This window comes from Pyramidobacter piscolens W5455 (assembly GCF_000177335.1).
Classification (GTDB): Bacteria; Synergistota; Synergistia; order Synergistales; family Dethiosulfovibrionaceae; genus Pyramidobacter; species Pyramidobacter piscolens.
Genome location: NZ_ADFP01000123.1, coordinates 13,038 through 30,648 on the forward strand (window position 1 = coordinate 13,038; position 17,611 = coordinate 30,648).

At 62.3% G+C, this 17,611-nt stretch carries 16 protein-coding genes and 2 tRNA genes; 10 read left to right on the top strand and 8 right to left on the bottom strand.

Annotated elements, in window-relative coordinates; all coding sequences use genetic code 11:
* Positions 1 to 118: 118 nt before the first annotated feature.
* The gene (locus HMPREF7215_RS10470) at positions 119 to 1,813 is read right to left on the bottom strand and encodes a dipeptidase (protein ID WP_009165853.1); all 1,695 of its coding nucleotides are present in this window, start codon (positions 1,811 to 1,813) and stop codon (positions 119 to 121) included.
* A gap of 234 nt (positions 1,814 to 2,047) precedes the next feature.
* Here HMPREF7215_RS10470 and HMPREF7215_RS10475 point away from each other — a divergent pair, with 234 nt between their 5' ends.
* Together HMPREF7215_RS10475 and HMPREF7215_RS10480 are read left to right on the top strand one after the other, a co-directional pair.
* Positions 2,048 to 3,247 (top strand): FprA family A-type flavoprotein, encoded by a 1,200-nt coding sequence (locus tag HMPREF7215_RS10475; RefSeq protein ID WP_009165854.1) that lies wholly within the window; start codon positions 2,048 to 2,050, stop codon positions 3,245 to 3,247.
* Between the two features lie 256 nt (positions 3,248 to 3,503).
* On the top strand, positions 3,504 to 4,175 hold the full coding sequence (locus HMPREF7215_RS10480; protein WP_009165855.1) for a GntR family transcriptional regulator: 672 nt from the start codon (positions 3,504 to 3,506) through the stop codon (positions 4,173 to 4,175).
* A 307-nt stretch (positions 4,176 to 4,482) separates the two neighbouring features.
* On the opposite strand, the gene HMPREF7215_RS10485 is transcribed toward HMPREF7215_RS10480, so the two are convergent.
* Entirely contained in the window at positions 4,483 to 5,781 is a 1,299-nt protein-coding gene (locus tag HMPREF7215_RS10485) for a 2-hydroxycarboxylate transporter family protein (RefSeq protein ID WP_009165856.1), read from the bottom strand.
* Positions 5,782 to 5,881: 100 nt separating this feature from the next.
* The gene (locus tag HMPREF7215_RS10490) at positions 5,882 to 7,060 is read right to left on the bottom strand and encodes an NAD(P)-dependent malic enzyme (protein WP_009165858.1); all 1,179 of its coding nucleotides are present in this window, start codon (positions 7,058 to 7,060) and stop codon (positions 5,882 to 5,884) included.
* A 226-nt stretch (positions 7,061 to 7,286) separates the two neighbouring features.
* Between HMPREF7215_RS10490 and citD the strand changes: the two genes are divergently transcribed.
* From citD to HMPREF7215_RS10515, 5 genes are all read left to right on the top strand, one after another.
* Positions 7,287 to 7,559, top strand: a complete 273-nt coding sequence (citD, locus tag HMPREF7215_RS10495; protein ID WP_009165859.1) for a citrate lyase acyl carrier protein — start codon at positions 7,287 to 7,289, stop codon at positions 7,557 to 7,559.
* Positions 7,560 to 8,438: an HpcH/HpaI aldolase/citrate lyase family protein gene (locus HMPREF7215_RS13365; RefSeq protein ID WP_009165860.1), complete on the top strand. Its 879-nt coding sequence runs from the start codon at positions 7,560 to 7,562 to the stop codon at positions 8,436 to 8,438.
* Positions 8,435 to 9,844: a citrate lyase subunit alpha gene (gene citF, locus HMPREF7215_RS10505; protein ID WP_009165861.1), complete on the top strand. Its 1,410-nt coding sequence runs from the start codon at positions 8,435 to 8,437 to the stop codon at positions 9,842 to 9,844. Before HMPREF7215_RS13365 ends, citF begins: the two co-directional genes overlap by 4 nt.
* Before the next feature lie 71 nt (positions 9,845 to 9,915).
* A complete protein-coding gene (locus tag HMPREF7215_RS10510; RefSeq protein WP_009165862.1) occupies positions 9,916 to 11,166 on the top strand; it encodes a 3-isopropylmalate dehydratase large subunit in 1,251 nt (416 codons plus the stop codon).
* Positions 11,167 to 11,180: 14 nt separating this feature from the next.
* The gene (locus HMPREF7215_RS10515; RefSeq protein WP_009165863.1) at positions 11,181 to 11,684 is read left to right on the top strand and encodes a 3-isopropylmalate dehydratase small subunit; all 504 of its coding nucleotides are present in this window, start codon (positions 11,181 to 11,183) and stop codon (positions 11,682 to 11,684) included.
* Between the two features lie 64 nt (positions 11,685 to 11,748).
* Here the strand turns inward: HMPREF7215_RS10515 and HMPREF7215_RS12550 are convergent, their stop codons facing one another.
* From HMPREF7215_RS12550 to HMPREF7215_RS10535, 4 genes are all read right to left on the bottom strand, one after another.
* On the bottom strand, positions 11,749 to 12,162 hold the full coding sequence (locus HMPREF7215_RS12550; RefSeq protein ID WP_050768912.1) for a PH domain-containing protein: 414 nt from the start codon (positions 12,160 to 12,162) through the stop codon (positions 11,749 to 11,751).
* 197 nt (positions 12,163 to 12,359) lie between these two features.
* A complete protein-coding gene (locus HMPREF7215_RS10525) occupies positions 12,360 to 13,562 on the bottom strand; it encodes an alpha/beta hydrolase (RefSeq protein WP_009165865.1) in 1,203 nt (400 codons plus the stop codon).
* A gap of 201 nt (positions 13,563 to 13,763) precedes the next feature.
* Positions 13,764 to 13,839 (bottom strand) — tRNA-Glu (locus tag HMPREF7215_RS10530).
* A gap of 9 nt (positions 13,840 to 13,848) precedes the next feature.
* Positions 13,849 to 13,922 (bottom strand) — tRNA-Gln (locus HMPREF7215_RS10535).
* Positions 13,923 to 14,173: 251 nt separating this feature from the next.
* Here HMPREF7215_RS10535 and HMPREF7215_RS10540 point away from each other — a divergent pair.
* Genes HMPREF7215_RS10540 through lptB form a run of 3 tightly spaced genes read left to right on the top strand, consistent with a single transcriptional unit; the run spans position 14,174 to position 17,091 of the window.
* Positions 14,174 to 15,436, top strand: coding sequence for a class II fructose-bisphosphate aldolase (locus HMPREF7215_RS10540; RefSeq protein WP_009165867.1), 1,263 nt, complete (start codon positions 14,174 to 14,176; stop codon positions 15,434 to 15,436).
* 30 nt (positions 15,437 to 15,466) lie between these two features.
* Positions 15,467 to 16,360: an LptA/OstA family protein gene (locus tag HMPREF7215_RS10545; protein ID WP_198004604.1), complete on the top strand. Its 894-nt coding sequence runs from the start codon at positions 15,467 to 15,469 to the stop codon at positions 16,358 to 16,360.
* A complete protein-coding gene (gene lptB / locus HMPREF7215_RS10550; protein ID WP_009165869.1) occupies positions 16,357 to 17,091 on the top strand; it encodes an LPS export ABC transporter ATP-binding protein in 735 nt (244 codons plus the stop codon). The genes HMPREF7215_RS10545 and lptB overlap by 4 nt, the downstream gene beginning before the upstream one ends.
* Positions 17,092 to 17,106: 15 nt before the next feature.
* Here the strand turns inward: lptB and HMPREF7215_RS10555 are convergent, their stop codons facing one another.
* The gene (locus tag HMPREF7215_RS10555; RefSeq protein WP_009165870.1) at positions 17,107 to 17,565 is read right to left on the bottom strand and encodes a hydrogenase maturation protease; all 459 of its coding nucleotides are present in this window, start codon (positions 17,563 to 17,565) and stop codon (positions 17,107 to 17,109) included.
* Positions 17,566 to 17,611 lie beyond the last annotated feature (46 nt).

A 17,611-nucleotide genomic window follows, 5' to 3' on the forward strand; every position in this document is an offset into this window, starting at 1 on the left:
TCCGGAACGGCGTGGTATAGAAAAAAAGAAATTGCGCGTTTTCGATCAAAAGAACGAGGGCGGACGGCCGGATTTTATCCGGCCGTCCGCCCTCGTTCTTTTGTGTCCGTTTGCGCTTTTACAGGGAGATGCCCGAGAACGAGCCGCTGAGCTTTGGGCCGCCCAGCTTTTTCAGGTCGCGTTCGGACGTCGCGCCGAAATCGACCCGTTCCAGCCATTCGGCGGGATAGCCGGGCGTCGTCATCGCCCCCTGCGGCGTCATCACGCCGCCGTCGTGGTATTTCCCGATCAGCTCGAAGGCGAAGCTCCACCAGCCGTCGCACAGCTCGTCCATCTGCGCGCAGGTGTGTTCGGTGACGCGCTGCACGGCCTCTTCGCCGCGGCCGCGGGCGCAGAGGTCGGCGATCTCGTTCTCGAAGCCCGTCTGCGCGGCGAGGAAACGCTCTTCGTACCGGGCGCGACGGGCGCGGATATCCTGATACATGGCGTCCCATCTCAGACAGGCCCAGTTGTTCACCAGCGTAAACGCCCACCAGGCGCAGCTGCGGTCGAAGACGTGGCTCTTGCCCTCGCGCCACGGCGCGGGCACCTCCAGCACGCCGCTGTAAACGGGGACGTAGACGGTCGTGTCCGGGGCGCCGAGACCGAACCACAGCACGCCGCCCACGGGATCGGGCAGCCAGCCGCGGCACTGGGCCACGAAACTGTACGCGCAGCGGTAGATGGCGATGGATCGCTCCCAGTCGTCGGTTTTGCGCCCCTCGGGGCGGCTCGCGGCGGGCGTGAACCAGCGCACGGGGCAGCCGAAGGGACCGGCCGCCAGCCCCTTGGTGAGGTCGTAGTCGGTGCCTTCCAGATGGTCGCTGTACACGTCCATCAGATCCTGCACGGTCAGTTTTTTGTCGGGAACGACGCTGAACGGATAGGCTTCGTGGCAGTCGATGACGGGGAATCCCCGCGACGGCGCGACGAGATTCAGCGCGCGCCATTCGCGCCGCGAGGCGTAGAATGCGTAACCATACGGTTCGGGGTTGAAGATCTTGGAAAAGTCGAACGGTTCGCCCGGCTTCCACCAATCCTGTTTTTCGGCGTAGCCGGTCAGCTCCGAGCCGAGCATGAGCGTATCGCTTTCGGCCAGTTCGATCACGCCGAGGCGCGATCGGTTGGCCCCCACGAAGAAGCCGTCGTCGGGGATGCGCCGCGCCGCCCAGTGCGCGCCGGGGCGTCCGCAGCCGGGCTCCCAGTCCGTTCCGGCGCCGACGATTTCGAAGACCCAGGCTTCGTTGGGGTCGCCGACGACCAGAGTCTCGCCGCCATCGGCGTAGCCGTGTTCCTCGGCGAACTGCCCCATCAGGCGCACGGCGTCGCGCGCGGTCGCGCAGCGGGCCAGCGCCAGCGCTTCGAGATTCTCGATGTAAAAGACGCCCTGCGGCGAGGCCAGCTCGGGACGCCCCGTCCAGGTGAACTCGCCGATGATGACCTGCTTCTCGTTCATGAACGGGTAGGCGATCTGGAAATAGGTGTAGGTGCGCGCCGCCTGAGGCACGGAGCCGACCTTGCGCAGCGGCTCGGCGGGGTGGTTGGCGTGACACATGACATTGTAAATGTCGACCGTCTCACCGGGCGCGTGCTCGCCGCCGCGGATCACGCGGATGCGCTGGTCGTACCAGCCGTCGCAGCTGTGCGTGACCAGCACCGAACCGTCGGCGGTGGCGTTGCGTCCCGCGCCCATGGTCGTGCAGGCCCGCGCCGCAGAGGCGTGCGCCGCCAGTGCGGCCGCCGTTAAAAGGATGAAAAGAACGAAGAAGGACATCGCAAAAACCTCCCTGCAAAAATGTGATCGTATCCTGCCGTCCATTATAACCTTTCGCCGTTTTTTTGCGAAAACGCTCCGGGCGCCCGCTGCGGACGCGCGTGAGACGGAAAGACGTTCGCTCGCCTTGCATGTCCCGACCCCGAATCGTATAATAGAATAGTATGGTTTTCATATATCGCTCGTTTCGTGCCGACGGCGCGTCGAAGTTCATTCTGACCGGGAGGTTTTTTCATGTTGAAGGCGATTTCCGTATCGGACAAAATCTGGTGGGTCGGCGTCAACGACCGCAAAACGCCGCTCTTCGAAAATCTGTGGTCGCTGCCCTACGGCGTCTCCTACAATTCCTATCTGATCGACGACGGAAAAGTGGCGCTGATCGACGGCGTCAAGGCGGAATTTTTCGGCGAATATCTCGAGCGCATCCAGAGCATCATCGGCGGCCGCCCCGTGGACTATCTGATCGTTAACCACGTCGAGCCCGACCATTCCAGCGCTATCCGCATGCTGCGCCAGGTGTACCCCGACATCACCGTCGTCGCCGACAAACAGGCGCTGGCTTTGATCGGGCAATTCTATGGCCCGTCCATGAGCGCGAAGGAAGTGAAGGACGGCGAAACGCTGCCGCTGGGCGCGCACAGCCTGACCTTCGCCACGATCCCGATGGTGCACTGGCCCGAGACGATGATCTCCTTCGAGAACTCCAGCGGCATCGCCTTTACCTGCGACGCTTTCGGCGGCTACGGCGCGCTCAACGGCAGCATCTTCGGCGACGAGCTGGACATGCGCGTTTACACCGACGAAGCGCGCCGCTATTACGCCACTATCGTGGCCCGCTTCAGCGTCAACGTGCAGGCTGCCCTCAAAAAGGCCGCTGCGCTGCCGATCAGGATGATCTGCCCTTCGCACGGCCCCATCCACCGTGGCGACGGCGTGGAAAAAATCGTCCGGCTTTACGACGGCATGAGCCGCCAGGAGACGACGCAGAGCGCCACGATCGTCTATGGCTCCATGTACGGCAACACCGCCCGCATGGCCGAGTGCGTCGCCGACGGCCTGTGCCGCGGCGGCGTGGCGGACGTCAAAGTCCACGACGCCGGCACGGCCGACTTGAGCGGGATCATCCGCGACGCGTGGTGCAGCCGCGGCCTGGCGCTGCTGAGCTGCTGCTACAACATGGGCATGTTCCCCGCCATGATGCCCGTGGTGGAAAAGATCGACAACTGCAAGATCAGCGGCCGCGTGCTCGCCGTCGCCGGATGCTACAGCTGGAGCAAGGGGGCCGAGCTCAAACCGCTGCAGGCGCTGGCCGCCAAGCCCGGCTGGGACCTGATCGAGAACGTCGTGGAAGTGAAAAGCTGTCCCACCGAAGCCGACGAAGCTGCCCTGCGCGAAGTGGGCGCGGAAATGGCGCGTCGGATTCGGGCGGACTGACATCGGTAAAATTTTACGCGTTCCACCGTCCGGCAGGAGAGCGCAAAACTCGGGACGAAGCCTCCGCAGGATGACGGCTTCGTCCCGAGTTTTTGAGTCATTGCAAAACGCTTTGTTCGAGGTTGGGGTCACAGTCCTTTTCGTTCGTTGAGGAGCGTCTTTTACGCGAAAGGCGCGATATCTTGAAAAGGGGCGTTCTTTGCCGCGAGGGAAAAATTTCTCGCCGTGGGAGCGTTCTCTCCGAGGAGATGAGAAAATGTCGTACCACTCCGCAATTCCCCAGTCCGCCACCGAGGAAGTGACGCGTTATTTGCATCGCCAGCTGCTGGTGAGAAAACGCTTCCAGCCCGGCTCGTTTATCCGCGAGAACGACGTGGCCACCGAACTCAACGTGAGCCGCTCGCCGGTGCGCGAAGCGCTGAAGGTCCTCGAGTCTTACGGCATCGTCAAAACTCTGCCGCGGCGCGGCGCCCTGGTGCTGCAGTATACGAACGCCGACGTGGGGGAAATCTACGATGTGCGCGTACTGCTCGAGTCGAAAGTCTATTCCCGGATCGTGAAGAACCATCTGTTGAACGACGAACATTACAGGCATTTGATGAAGTGTATCGACGATTATCGCGACATCCGCACGACCTTCGAGAAAAACCTTCAGGAAGGGCAGCTGGACTTCTTCGATCTGGAGTGCCGCTTCCACTTCTATATCCACGAGATCTCGGGACTGTCCTGGACTTCCGAGCTCCTGAAGAAAACTTATTCGCGCCTGTTCCAGTACATGATCCACAACGTCGGCCTCGAGGACTTGGACAGCATCCTCACGTTCCACACCAACATCGTGGAAAACCTGAGAAGCGGCGATTTGGCGGCGTTGGGAGAGAACCGTATCGAAAGCTACATGCTGGACAAAGCCTACCGCCCCGACAAGTGAACCGATTCTCGACAGAAACGGAGTATGGTCAGCGCTCCGGGGAAGCTCAAGTTCTTAAATGAAGAAACAGGATGAAGTGTTTTGCCGATCCTTCCGGGGGAATTCCTGCGGAAGGATCTTTCGTTTTCGTTCGGTTGGCAAACCGCGCCGGCAGATCTAATACTAATTCTTGATAGAAAGTGTTAACATAATTTTCCGGCCGCTGCGGGGGGCAGTCGCTCAGGACTGCTTCGACTGCTGCGCAGATCGCTTTGTGAATCTCCCCCCGCAGCGCCCTCGTATTCGGCTTTTTGATCAACAAACAGTATTAGATGATCTGCAGCAGCACGCTGGCGAGGATCAGCATGAAGGCGCCGCCGATGCGGGAGGAAATTTGCGCGAAGGGCATCAGTTCCATGCGGTTGGCTGCGGAAAGAACGGCCACGTCGCCCGTGCCGCCCATGTTGGCCATGCAGAGGCCGGCGGTGATGGCCGACTCGACGGGATAGAAGCCGACGAGGCGTCCGACCAGAGCCGAACCGATGATGGCGCCGAGCACCGTCACGCCGACGAGCAGCAGATACTGTCCGGAGAAGGCGGAAACGATTTGGCCGAGATCGGTGTAGGCCACGCCGATGCCGACGAGGAGCGTCGCCGTCAGATTCTTCATGATGAACTGGAACCACTGGTAGCAACAGATCTCGTAGTACTGGGGGAGAATGCCCAGCGCCTTGACGACGGCGACGGAGATGATCATCCAGGCGTAGCTGTGGATCTTGGGAATGAAGAAAGCGATGATGCGTCCCCAGGCGAAAAATGCCGTCGCCAGCAGCAGGCCGACGCCCATGACTGTCAGGCTGACGGCATCGCGCTTTTTGAGGAATTCTTCGTCGGCTTTGATGGTGTCGTCGGCCCCCTTGGCGATCAGCAGGTCGCCGTTGCCGGTGAGGCTGGGGAAGGTCTTGCCGAGTTTGCTCAGCAGTCCGCCGGCGACGATCGCCATGGCGTTGCCGAGGGCGACGGCGGGGATCATGATGTTGATGATGTCCTCGGGTTTCTGCGCCAGCGTTTCGCCGAAGATCTTCGACAGCGGTACGGCGCCGGCGCCCATGCCGCCGCCCATGATCGGCACGGCGATGTAAAGGATGGCCTGCTTGGCGCCGTAACCGGTCAGTTCGCCGACGAGGCCGGCGAGACCAAGCGCCACGACGACGCCGCCGACGATGGCGGGCAGGTAGCGGATGGCGGCGCGGATCAGCAGATCGCGGTTCATGCCGAGGATCGAGCCGCAGATCAGCGCGGCGATGTAGAAGTCAAGAAAGCCCTCGCCCTTCATGAAGTTGGTGACGATCTTGACGGTCGCGTCGGGAATGAGATGATAGTAACAGAGTGCCGCCATGCCGAAAATGATGACGATGGCGCCGCCGCCGAGGTAGGTATTGACGATCGGGCAACGGTTGCCGATCTCGTTGAGAACGGCGCCGACGACGATCATGAACGGAAAGGCGCCGATCATGCCTTTGGGCAGCACGCCCATATACGTCGCCACAAGGACGATGGCCGCGAAGACGGCGAAGATCTGCCAGGGCATGTTGAACAGCCTGAGGCTTTTGCTTTCTTCAGACATTTGTGGAATTCCTCCTCAGAACGGAAAATTTTTCGCGGCGCGGCGTCCGCTCGGCTCGAGCGACGCCGCGCCGGTACAGCCATAGGGGATGGAAAAGTTTTTACAGCCGCGCCACGCCGGTCTTGCGGGCAGCGTCGGCCACGGCTTTCGCCACTGCGGGCACGACGCGCTTGTCGAACGAGTCGGCGATGATATGGTCGGGCGTCAGCTCGGCGTCGGGGATCAGCGCGGCCAGCGCATAAGCGGCGGCCAGCTGCATCTCGTCGTTGATCTGTGTGGCGCGGCAGTCGAGCGCGCCGCGGAAGATGCCGGGGAAGCCGAGGCAGTTGTTGACCTGGTTGGGGAAGTCGGAGCGCCCGGTGCCGACGACCATCGCGCCGGCGGCCTTGGCTTCGTCGGGGAAGATTTCGGGCACGGGATTGGCCATGGCGAAGATGATCGCCTTGGACGCCATGGTCTTCACCATCTCGGGCTTGAGCGCGCCGCCGACGGAGGTGCCGAGGAAAATGTCGGCTCTTTTGATGACGTCGGCCAGCCGGCCTTTTTCGTGATTCGGATTGGTGATCTTGGCGAGCGCGAGCTTGGCGGGGGCGAGGTCCATGTCGTCGGAGAGCGCGCCCTTGCTGTCGAGGGCGATGATGTTCTTCGCCCCGGCCAGCGTCAGCATCTTGCTGATGGCCGTGCCGGCCGCTCCGGCGCCGTTGAGGACGATTTTCACGTCGGCGATCTTCTTGCCCACGACTTTGAGCGCGTTGATCACGGCGCTGAGCAGGATCACGGCGGTGCCGTGCTGGTCGTCGTGGAACACGGGAATGTCGCAGACGGCCTTGAGCCGGTCCTCGATCTCGAAGCAGCGGGGCGCGGCGATGTCTTCGAGATTGATGCCGCCGAGCGTGGCGGTGATGTTTTTGACGATGCCGATGATCTCTTCCGTGTCCTGCGTCTCGATGCAGATGGGGATCGCGTCGATGCCGGCGAAGTTCTTGAAGAGACAGCATTTGCCCTCCATCACGGGGATGGCCGCCTTGGCGCCGATGTTGCCGAGGCCGAGCACGGCGCTGCCGTCGCTGATGACGGCGACGACGTTGCTCTTGGACGTGTAGGTGTAGACTTCCTCCGGCTTCTTGTTGATGACGCGGCAGGGTTCGGCGACGCCGGGCGTGTAGGCGACGGCCAGCTCCTGCATGTTGGTGACAGGCATCTTGCTGACCATGGCGAACTTGCCCACGGTCTCCTTGTGGCGTTCCAGCGCGATTTCGTAAATTGTCTTTTCTGTCATCGATAACTCCTCCTTTTGAGTGTGGAGCGGAGATTGCTGTAAACGAAACGTTGTAATTTTTTCTATTATACATGAAACTCTTCGGAAATGCCGTATTTTTATTTTTTAACGACTGACGAAAAATATTGTTTACAGACGGAATGGCCGTGCTAGAATAAAAACGATTCAGATGATCTATCGGCGCCTAAGAAAGGCGATTTCGTCCTTTGACAGGGAGGGATTCCATTTGGAGATCAGGAGAAAAGCCGTCGCCGACACGCTCGAGTCGAGCGACGTTCTCGTGGAGATCGAACCGGGGCGCGGCGTGACCGTCGAGCTGGAATCGGTCGTAACGGAGCAGTTCGGCGCGGCGATCGAGGAAACCGTCCGCAGGGTGCTGAAGGAATTCGCGGTGGAGGACGCCTCGCTGCGCGTCGTCGATCGCGGCGCGCTCGACTGCACGATCCGCGCCCGAATGGAGACCGCGATCAAGCGCGCGGCGGAAGGGGAGGAAAAATAAATGCGCCGTTCCATGCTGTTCCTGCCGGGCAACACGCCCAACATCATCGTCAACGGCGACGCGCTCGGCGCCGACAACGTCATCCTCGACCTCGAAGACGCCGTCGCGCCGGACCAGAAAGACGCCGCTCGCATCCTCGTGCGCAACGCCGTCAAGACGCTCGGCTTCGAGAGCGTCGAGCTGACAGTGCGCATCAACTCGCTCGACACTCCCTACTGGCGGGCCGACCTCGACGAGATCGTGCCGCTGCGTCCCGACCTGATCATGCCCACCAAAGTCGGCGGCGCCGAAGACGTGCTGACGCTCGACGCCTACATGGCCGAGGTGGAAAAGAAAAACGGCCTTCCCGCCGGGACCGTGAAGCTGATCCCGCTGATCGAAACGGCGCGCGGGCTGGAAAACGCCTACGCCATCGCCGGCGCTTCGCCGCGCGTGGCGGCGATCTTCCTCGGCGCCGAAGACCTGACCGCCGACCTGCGCTGCCCCCGCACCAAGGAAGGCGCGGAGATCTTCTACGCGCGCAGCCGCATGGTGTCGGCCGCCCGCGCCGCCGGGATCGACGTCTACGACACGCCGTTCACCGACGTCAACGACGACGAGGGGATCGTCAGGGACGCTCGGTTGGCGCGCAGCCTGGGCTTCAGCGGCAAGGCCGTGATCTCGCCGCGCCACGTGCGCGCCGTCAACGAGGCCTTCAGTCCGACGCAGAAGGAGGTCGACTACGCCCGCGAAGTGCTGGCCGCCATCCGCCAGGCCAAGGAACAGGGGCGCGGCGCGATCTCGCTTTACGGCAAGATGATCGACAAACCGATCGTCGCGCGCGCCGAGCAGACTATCGCCATGGCCGAGGCCATCGCCAAAGGAGGGCGCGAAGAATGAAAGACAGCAAAGTCATCGCCACGCTGAAAGACGCCGTCCTCCGTTCCGGGCTGAAAAACGGCATGAGGATTTCTTTCCATCACCACCTGCGCGACGGCGACGGCGTGATGAACATGGTTCTGGGCGAGCTGGCCGCCATGGGCTACCGCGATCTGACGGTCAACAGCAGCTCCGTGTTCGACGTGCAGAGTCCCATTATCGACCACGTTAAAAGCGGCGTCGTCGGCCGCATCGAAACCAACTACATGGGGGCCAAAGTGGGGCGCTTCATCTCCGCAGGCGGCATGAAGGAACCGGTCGTTTTCCGCTCGCACGGCGGACGCCCGAGCGCCGTCGAAAACGGCGTCACGCCGATCGACGTGGCGTTCGTCGCCGCGCCCACGGCCGACCCCATGGGCAACGCCACGGGAAAAATCGGCAAAAGCGCCTGCGGCTCGCTCGGCTATGCTGAAGCCGACGCGCGCTGCGCCAAGCGTACGATCGTCGTCACCGACAACCTCGTCCCGTATCCGCTCGAGGACGCCATGATTCAGGAACAGTGGGTCGACGGCGTCGTCGCCGTGGACAGCATCGGCGATCCGCAGGGCATCGTCTCCGGCACCACGCGCATCACCCGCGATCCCGTCGGCCTTGTCATGGCGCGCACCACCGTCGACGTGATCCGCGCCTCCGGGCTGCTCAGGGACGGTTTTTCGTTCCAGACCGGCGCGGGCGGCGCTTCTCTGGCCGCGGCCAAGTTCCTCAAAGACGTCATGCTGGCCGAAAAGATCCAGGGCAGCTACGCCCTCGGCGGCGTCACCAGCGCCATCGTCGACATGCTGAACGCCGGCTGCTTTCGCTCGATCATGGACGTGCAGTGCTTCGACCTCGGCGCGGTGGCCTCGATCCGCGACAATCCGCGTCACGTGGAGATCTCGGCGACGCGCTACGCCTCGCCGACGTCCAAGTCATGCTGCGTCGACAGCCTCGACGCGGCCATCCTCGGCGCGACGGAAATCGACACCGACTTCAACGTCAACGTGCACACCGATTCCAACGGTTTCATCATGGGCGGCAGCGGCGGCCACAGCGACGTCGCCGCCGGCGCAAAACTGTGCATCATCGTCGCGCCGCTGATCCGCGCGCGTCTGCCCATCGTCACCGACCGCGTCACTACGATCTCCACGCCGGGGCGCACGGTCGACGTGCTCGTCACGCAGAAAGGCGTGGCAGTCAATCCGGCCCGCGCGGCCCTGCGCGATCGTCTTGCCGAAGCGGGCGTCAAAGTCGTGGACATCCACGACCTCAAAGCCGCGGCCGAGAAGCTGACCGGCGCGCCCCGCCGCCCCGCGCGCGGGACCCGCGAGGTGGCGAAGGTCGTGTACCGCGACGAAACTCAGATCGACAGCATCAAGAGCGTGAAATAATTTTGCGCGGGGCAATCCTTTTGCCGGAGCGGTCCCGCATTGGCGAAAACGCCGAAGGGGGAGATGGCAAGATGCATGCCACGGAAAAAATCCTCGCCGCCCACGCCGGACGCGCGTCCGTCGCGGCAGGCGAGATCGTCAACTGCACGGTCGACGTGGCCGGGATCAACGACCTGTATCTGCAGACCGTGCGCTCGTTTTTCGAGATCGGCGGCGTCACAGTCCATTCGCCGCAGAACGTGGTGATGTTCCTCGACCACTACGCGCCGGCCTCGTCGATCCAGCAGGCCGACAACCAAAAACAGTTCCGCGAATTCTGCGACGCGCAGAACATCGCCAACCTCATGGACGTGAACGAAGGCGTCTGCCACCAGATCTGCGTGGACAAGGGATTTTCGCGCCCCGGGCGCCTGATGGTGATCACCGACTCGCACACCACCACTCACGGCGCGCTGGGGGCGTTCGGGACCGGCGTCGGTGCCACCGACATGGCCGCGATCCTGATCTCCGGGCAGCTGTGGTTCCGCGTGCCCGAAGTGATAAAAATCGTCCTCGACGGTGCGCCGCGCAAAGGCGTGTTCGCCAAGGACGCGATTTTGCACGTCATCGGCGCGCTCGGAGCGGATTACGGCGTGTACAAGGTGATCGAGTTCTGCGGCGAAGCGGTCGCGGACATGCCGCTGTCGGAACGGCTGACGTTGTGCAACATGACCACCGAGATCGGCGCCAAGACGGCGTGGATCCAACCGGACGAAATCACCTTCGCCCACATGGAACGTCTCGGCGTCGGCGACTACGTTGTGTACGAGACCGACCCCGATTACCGCTACGCGGCGGAGCATCGTTTCGACCTCGGCGCGCTCGAGTCGCAGATCGCCGAGCCTGACAGCGTCGACAACGTGCATCCGATTTCGCACGGCGCCGGCACGAAGATCCAGCAGGCGTTCCTCGGCACCTGCACGGGCGGCCGCTTCGAAGACCTGGAAATCGCCGCGCGCATCGTCAAGGGACGGAAAGTGCCGCGCGGCACGCGCTTCGTCGTCGTGCCGGCCAGCCGCAAAACGCTGCTCGAAGCCGTCAAAAGCGGCGTCATGGAGACGCTCGTCGAAGCGGGCGCCACGTTCGTCACGCCCGGCTGCGCCGCCTGCCTGGGCACGCACGAGGGCATGCTCGCGGCGGGCGAGAACTGCATCAGCTCTTCCAGCCGCAACTTCCCCGGGCGCATGGGCAGCGCCGAGGCGCGCATCTACCTTGGCTCTCCCGCCGCTGTGGCGGCCGCGGCGATCGCCGGCGAGATCGTCGATCCCGCCGAATTCCTGTGATCAGGAGGCCTCCCATGGAAAAAATCATTTCCGGCCGCGCCAGCGTCTTCGGCAGCAACATCGACACCGATCAGATCTATCCCGGACGCTTCCTCTCCGAGACCGATCCCGACGACGTGAAGCGCCACGCCATGGCCGGCGCCGACCCCGACTTTGCGGAAAACTTCCAGCCCGGCGGTCTGATCGTCGCCGGCACGAACTTCGGCTGCGGCTCGTCGCGCGAACACGCCGCCGTCGCCCTCAAGGCCGCCGGCGTCAGCGCCGTCGTCGCCGAATCCTTCGCGCGCATCTTCTTCCGCAACGGCGTCAACCTCGGCATTCCGCTCGTGACCTGTGCGGGCGTTTCCCAAAAAGTCAAAGACGGCGACCGCCTTGTGCTCGACCTTTCCCGCTCGCTCCTGAAAAACGAGACCAGTGGCGAGGAACTGCCCTGCGAACCCGTCGGCGATTACGCTTTGACGATCCTCGAAGCCGGCGGCATCAAGCTGCTGCTGAAAGAGCTCTACGGCCGGCGCTGAAACGGGCGTTTGGGTACGAAAAAACCGGCCCCTGCGGCAGGGCCGGTTCAATTTTTCGAAAAAACTACTCGCCTTTGGCGAGGGCGATGTTTTTGGACACGGTGGAGATCATGCGGGCGATGTCGGTCTTGCGCACCCAGGAGATCACCACATCGTCGCCGGAGACGCCGGCGGTGCTGATGCGGAGCCTGCCGAAGAAAAAGCCGCGCTCGCCGCGGATGGAGTTGATCTTGCCGTAGGGGAAAATGCGGTCGTCGCTGCCGTAAACGATGCCCGAATCGAGCACCATGAAGCGGCGGTTGGTCGCCACGACGAGCACGGTGTTCTTCCTGCCGTCATAGCCGCTGGTCAGGAACTCGATCACTTCGCCTTCGTCGAGGATCTTGGGCAGGGCGCGGCGTTCTTTTGCGGTGAACCACTTGTGATAGGGGCCGATTTTACGCAGCTGCTCGCGAATGACTTCTTTCGATACTGGCATGGGAAAATCCCTCCTGAAAATATACTGGATTGGATGACGAAGAAGATTCATTTTTTTGTTCAGGGCATGAAAATCCTTCGTAAAATTATACCCTCGATTTCGAAATTTGAGAACCTGCATCGCCTTTTTTCGAGAGGGAGGAAAGGGAAACGGGAACGCGGAGCCGACTGTCCGACGACGGCCGGCTCCGCGTTTTTTTATCCGCGGTCTCTCGCGTCCAGAGCGTCCATCCAGCGGCAGATCGTGTCCAGCGCCAGCTCGGTGTCGCCGCAGCTGCAGTGGTCGCCGGCCCCTTCGCGGTCGGTGAAGAGGCGGAAGGTGAGCGAGCGCGCGTTTTTCAGCAGCGCGATCTCTTTGCCGATCAGCGTGTAGGGGATCATGATGTCGCGCTGCGCGCCGAGGATGAGCACGTCCTGATCGATTTTTCCCGCGACGGGCGCCAGATCGTACTCGCCGATCGTCTTCCCGAAATCGAACAGCGTGGCCGCGCCGTAATGCGGCAGCATTTTCGCCAGCGCCAGCGCGTGCAGGTCCCCCTTCTTCACGCTGCGGCGGAAGATTCCGTTGACGACGCTTCTCATGTTCGTTTTCAGAAGGAAGCGGAACGCTTGGGCGCGCGCTTTCCCGGCCGTGCCCCGATAGACGTCCCAGAACGAGGGGAAAACCGACCAGCCGATCACGCGCGAGATGCGTTTGTCGAACGCGGCGGCCCGCGGCGCGAAATAGCCGCCGAGCGAGACGCCGACGATCGCCGCGTCGCGCAGGCCGAAGCGTTCCGTGACCGCCATGACCGGCTTTTCCCACGCGGCGGTAAAGGGGAGGCCGCGCAGCCGCGTCACCGCGCCCTGCCCCGGCCCTTCGAACAGATAGACTTCGTAGCCCCGCTCGCGCAGGTACAGCATCGGGAAAAAGAATTCCTCGTAATAGGAGTCGTTGCCGCCGTGAACGAGAAACGTCCCTTTTTTCTCCCGCTCCGGCGCCGCGCGCATGACGGGCAGCGCGACGCCCTCATAGGGAACTTCCAGACGCTCGACGATGGGCGGACCGCCGTCGCTTGGCGCGAAATAATCCGCAAAGTATCCGTAAAACAGCTCGCGGGCTTTGTCGTAACACGCGAGGGCGTCGGGATCGTCTTCGCTCATGTAGAATTCGGCCATCCGGTAATAGGCGATGGCGTTGGCGACGCGCTCTTCGGCGAGCGCCCGGGCGCCGAGCTCCATGAGGGTCCTTTTCCAGTCGTCGAAGTCTTTGATCCGACGCGAGACGCGCTCCACCTCCTCCAGATCGCCGCCGCTCCAGTTGATCATGCGGTTTAGCTGATAGTTGATGTGCGGTTCGTCGTTGAGGTCGTGAAAGCCCTTTTTGAAGACGATCGGCGCGTTGACGTCGTATTTTTTCATGAATTCCTCTCCTTTCGGCCGTTCCTCCGCGGCATGCGGACGCGCTTTTCACTTTTATCTGTTAAATATTATAGCAGACGCGGCGGAAAATCGTCCGCCGCCGGCTCTTTCATAAAAAGACGAGGCGCTTCACCCGCTGAAGGTGAAGCGCCTCGATATTTTTCGTTCCCCCGCCGCGTTTCCGAGCGAGAATAAAAAAAATGGCACTCTCTAGGGGATTCGAACCCCTGTTACCGGGCTGAGAACCCGATGTCCTGGGCCACTGGACGAAGAGAGCGCATAAAAATGGCTGGGATACAGGGATTCGAACCCCAATTCTCTGATCCAGAGTCAGATGTCCTGCCGTTGGACGATATCCCAAAGCCGCATGTCGAATTGTGCTCGGCGTCTTTCGCAAAGCAAGGGAATAATAGCATGTCTCAAAAAAAATTGCAAGACCCCGATCGAGAAAATCCCGGGAATGTCCTCGAAGCGGTTGTATTTCGTCCGAAAATAACGCTCCAAAGGGGCCGCAGCGTTTGAACTTATGGCGTCCAGAGTCTATAATTGAGCTGAAAGTTTCTGCGGCACACATTTTCTCCTCAAAATTTATTTCAAAAGGAGTCCGACAAATGAACGTCAACGACAAACTTTACCGCAAGGCTCTCGACCGCCGTCCCCTGAACGTGAGGAACCGCTGGGAAAGCGAAGATGTGGGACTGTTCAGCGGCCGCGATATTTTCGCCGCCATGAAGGAGAACGAGGCGATCGTGCTGGCGGCGAACGCCCGTCATCCGCTCACGGCCAAGGGCGTGCTGCGCGCCGCCAAAAAACACGACGCCGCCGTGCTGATCGAGATCGCCAAATCGGAGACCAATTACTGCGGCGCCAATTTCGGCAATCTCGTCGATTATGCCGTGCAGTATTCCAGGGAACTGGGGCACGGCGCGGTCTTCGCCATGCACGTCGATCATTACGGCATCAAGGGCAAAGATGACGTGATGAAGGCGGTCACGCAGATGGGCGAGATCGTCGCCAAGGGCTGGACGTCGGTGGCCATCGACGCCTCGCATCTCGACGACTGGAACAATCTCTGCGCCACGCGCGACGTGGCCATGCACATCCCGCCTTATTTCGGGCTCGAGGCCGAGGTGGGCGAGATCAAGGGACCGGGCGAATTTTCCACGGTGGAAGAAGCTTTGTATTTCATCGGCGGGCTCAACTCGTGGGGCATCTTCCCCGATCTGATCGCCATCTCCAACGGCAGCAAGCACGGCACTTACGACAAGACGATGGGGCAGGACGAGGGCATCAACCTCGATCGCACGCAAGAGATCGCCGCGGCGCTGCGGCCTTACGGCGTCGGCATCGCCCAGCACGGCATCTCCGGCACCGACATCGAAAAGTGCGCCAGATTCCGCAAGTACGGCATCGTCAAGGGCAACGTGGCGACGCTGTTCCAGAACGTGATCTTCGGCATCAAGATGGAGCCCGACACGGGCAACGCGGTGATCGAGGGCGATTCCTACGTCAAGGAAGCGGACCGCGGCATCCCCGTCGATCTGTGGGACGAGATCGTGGCGTACTGCGACGGCAAGGGCATGAGCCGCAAGTCGGGCGATTACAAGAAGGCGAATCTGCCCTTCTGCGACAAGATTCTCGCCCTGCCCGACAAATACCTGGACCGCATCCTCGACGAGACGGAGTACTGGGCGGAACGTTTCATCAAGGCGTTCAACGCCGAGGGCACGGCCGAGAAGGTGATCGAGGTCGTCAACCGCCGCGGCACGTGGAATCCGCTGCCCGAGCGCAAGATCATCGCCGACCGCGCCGATTTCCGCGCCGACACCGCGCCCACCAAGGGCGGCAACGACGGCGGCGATTATTCAGAATAAGCGATGAGAAACTTTTCCGCGAAAATTCTTTTGAGCGTTCTGCTGCTGACGGAGGGAGGCGCTGCGCTGCCGGCGGCTCCCGTCGCCACGCAGCTGACCGCCGACGCCATGGACTACGATATGGAAAGCGGCGAGTTCAAGGCGCAGGGACACGTGACGCTGAAGCGCGAGGACGTGACGCTGACTTCCGCCTATGGCGAAGCCAGCACGAAAACGCAGAAGGCGCGCCTGTGGCGGAACGTGCACGCTTTCGGCACCCACCGCGGCGAAAAGCTCGACGCCGTATGTGCCGAGCTTGTGGCCGACTTTTCCGCACCTGGCGGCAGTTACGCGATGAAAGGCAACGTGGACGCCGTCTTCGGCAGCCGCGTGCTGCGCGCGGCCGTGGCGCGGCTGGGCGGGCGGACTTTCGGAGCCGAGGACGTGACGCATTTCGAGGACAAAGACCGCAACATGGTCATGACCTGCGCCGCGCTGAGCGGCGATTACGATGCTCAAGGGCTTCGCGCGGCCGAGGGAAAGGGGAGCGTCACGGTCGTGCAGCAGGACGAACAGAAAACGTCGCACCTCTGGTGCGACGAGCTGTCCTATTCCCGCGAGGCCGACACGCTGACGGGGGCCGGCAACGCCAAAATTCACGTGCAGTCCAAAAGCGGCAGGACCAGAGAGACGACGATCGAATGCGAAAAACTCGTCTACTCCGTGGGCGGCAACGTCGTGACGGCGACGGGCAACGCCCGGGCCGTGCAGGACGGCCGCCGCATCAGCGCCCAGACGCTGATCTACCATCCCGACACCGGACGGCTCGAGGCCAAAGGAACGCCGCGCATCTCCGTGGACTTGACGAATCTGAAACCGTCGCCGCGAACGCCCGCGAAGAACGGCGCTCCTGCCGCGGGAAGCGAAAAAGGCGGCAAGAAATGAGCGCCGTCAAAACGCTGAGCGCGACGGGGCTGAACAAGAGCTTCAAAAAACGCCACGTCGTCAACGACGTCAGCCTCGAGTTCAGCACCGGCGAGGTGGTGGGCCTGCTCGGCCCCAACGGCGCCGGCAAGACGACGAGCTTTTACATGATCGTCGGCCTGATCGAGGCCGATTCGGGCGTCGTCAAGATCGACGACCGCGACATCACGGGACTGCACGTGTACCAGCGCGCCCGCTGCGGCATCGGTTATCTGCCGCAGGAAGCCTCGGTGTTCCGCAGCCTGTCCGTGCGCGACAACATCGATCTGGTGCTTCAGGAGCGCGGCATCGAGGCGGGGCGGCGCCGGCAGATCGTTGACGAGCTGGTGGAGGAATTCGGTCTGACGGCTCTCGTCGACGTGATGGGCTATTCGCTTTCCGGCGGCGAGCGCCGCCGGCTTGAGGTGGCGCGAACGTTGGCGCTCGATCCCGATTTCATCCTGCTTGACGAGCCGTTCGCCGGCATCGACCCGATCGCGGTCGGCGACATTCAGCAGATCGTGAAAACCCTGAAGGACAAGGGTTACGGCATCATGATCACCGACCACAACGTGCGCGACACGCTGGCCATCACCGACCGCGCCTACATCATCTATCAGGGCGAGATCAAGGTGAAGGGAACGTCCGCGGAGATCGCCGACGATCCCTTTGCGAGAAAATATTATCTGGGCGATTCGTTTCGTCTTGATTGAAGAGGCGGTTCCGGTTTATTCGAGCGCGGCGATCTCGTCGAGCCGTCCCTCGGCGATCCATGCGGCGCACGCCTGCGCCGCCCGGGCCGCGGCGGGCGTGAGCCCGATGCCGAAATCGACGCTCTGCGGCTGGATGGCGACGACCCAGGCTTCGCAGTCAGGCGGCAGCGTGCCGGCCAAAAGCTGCGGCAGCGGCAGATCGTGGCTGGTGAAGGAAGGATCGTCGACGCGCGTCAGCGAAAAACGTCGCAGGCTTCCGGGCGGCAGTCCCATGTCGGAGGCGTCGATCAGCAGGAAACGGCGCGGCCGTTCCCCTTCGAGCGTGGCGAGGTAATTGGCGGGCGCCAGCTCGCAGCGGCGCAGCGAAAAGTTCGGCAGTTTCTTTTCGCCGAGCAGACGCACGACCTCGAGCCCGGCGGCGTCGTCGCGCAGCAGGGGATTGCCGAGACCCCAGACGGTGGTATGGATTCTCATATTCTTGCGGCCCCTTTCGATTGGCCGGCCCGAAACGGAAATGTTC

Bases quoted from the DNA above. Each gene is read 5' to 3' on its own strand.
- HMPREF7215_RS10490 (WP_009165858.1), bottom strand. From the start codon at position 7,060: ATGACAGAAAAGACAATTTACGAAATCGCGCTGGAACGCCACAAGGAG.
- HMPREF7215_RS12550 (WP_050768912.1), bottom strand. From the start codon at position 12,162: ATGCCAGTATCGAAAGAAGTCATTCGCGAGCAGCTGCGTAAAATCGGC.
- HMPREF7215_RS10540 (WP_009165867.1), top strand. From the start codon at position 14,174: ATGAACGTCAACGACAAACTTTACCGCAAGGCTCTCGACCGCCGTCCC.
- HMPREF7215_RS10485 (WP_009165856.1), bottom strand. From the start codon at position 5,781: ATGTCTGAAGAAAGCAAAAGCCTCAGGCTGTTCAACATGCCCTGGCAG.
- citF (WP_009165861.1), top strand. From the start codon at position 8,435: ATGAAAGACAGCAAAGTCATCGCCACGCTGAAAGACGCCGTCCTCCGT.
- HMPREF7215_RS10525 (WP_009165865.1), bottom strand. From the start codon at position 13,562: ATGAAAAAATACGACGTCAACGCGCCGATCGTCTTCAAAAAGGGCTTT.
- HMPREF7215_RS10475 (WP_009165854.1), top strand. From the start codon at position 2,048: ATGTTGAAGGCGATTTCCGTATCGGACAAAATCTGGTGGGTCGGCGTC.
- HMPREF7215_RS10515 (WP_009165863.1), top strand. From the start codon at position 11,181: ATGGAAAAAATCATTTCCGGCCGCGCCAGCGTCTTCGGCAGCAACATC.
- HMPREF7215_RS10470 (WP_009165853.1), bottom strand. From the start codon at position 1,813: ATGTCCTTCTTCGTTCTTTTCATCCTTTTAACGGCGGCCGCACTGGCG.
- HMPREF7215_RS10480 (WP_009165855.1), top strand. From the start codon at position 3,504: ATGTCGTACCACTCCGCAATTCCCCAGTCCGCCACCGAGGAAGTGACG.
- HMPREF7215_RS10510 (WP_009165862.1), top strand. From the start codon at position 9,916: ATGCATGCCACGGAAAAAATCCTCGCCGCCCACGCCGGACGCGCGTCC.
- HMPREF7215_RS10555 (WP_009165870.1), bottom strand. From the start codon at position 17,565: ATGAGAATCCATACCACCGTCTGGGGTCTCGGCAATCCCCTGCTGCGC.
- HMPREF7215_RS13365 (WP_009165860.1), top strand. From the start codon at position 7,560: ATGCGCCGTTCCATGCTGTTCCTGCCGGGCAACACGCCCAACATCATC.
- lptB (WP_009165869.1), top strand. From the start codon at position 16,357: ATGAGCGCCGTCAAAACGCTGAGCGCGACGGGGCTGAACAAGAGCTTC.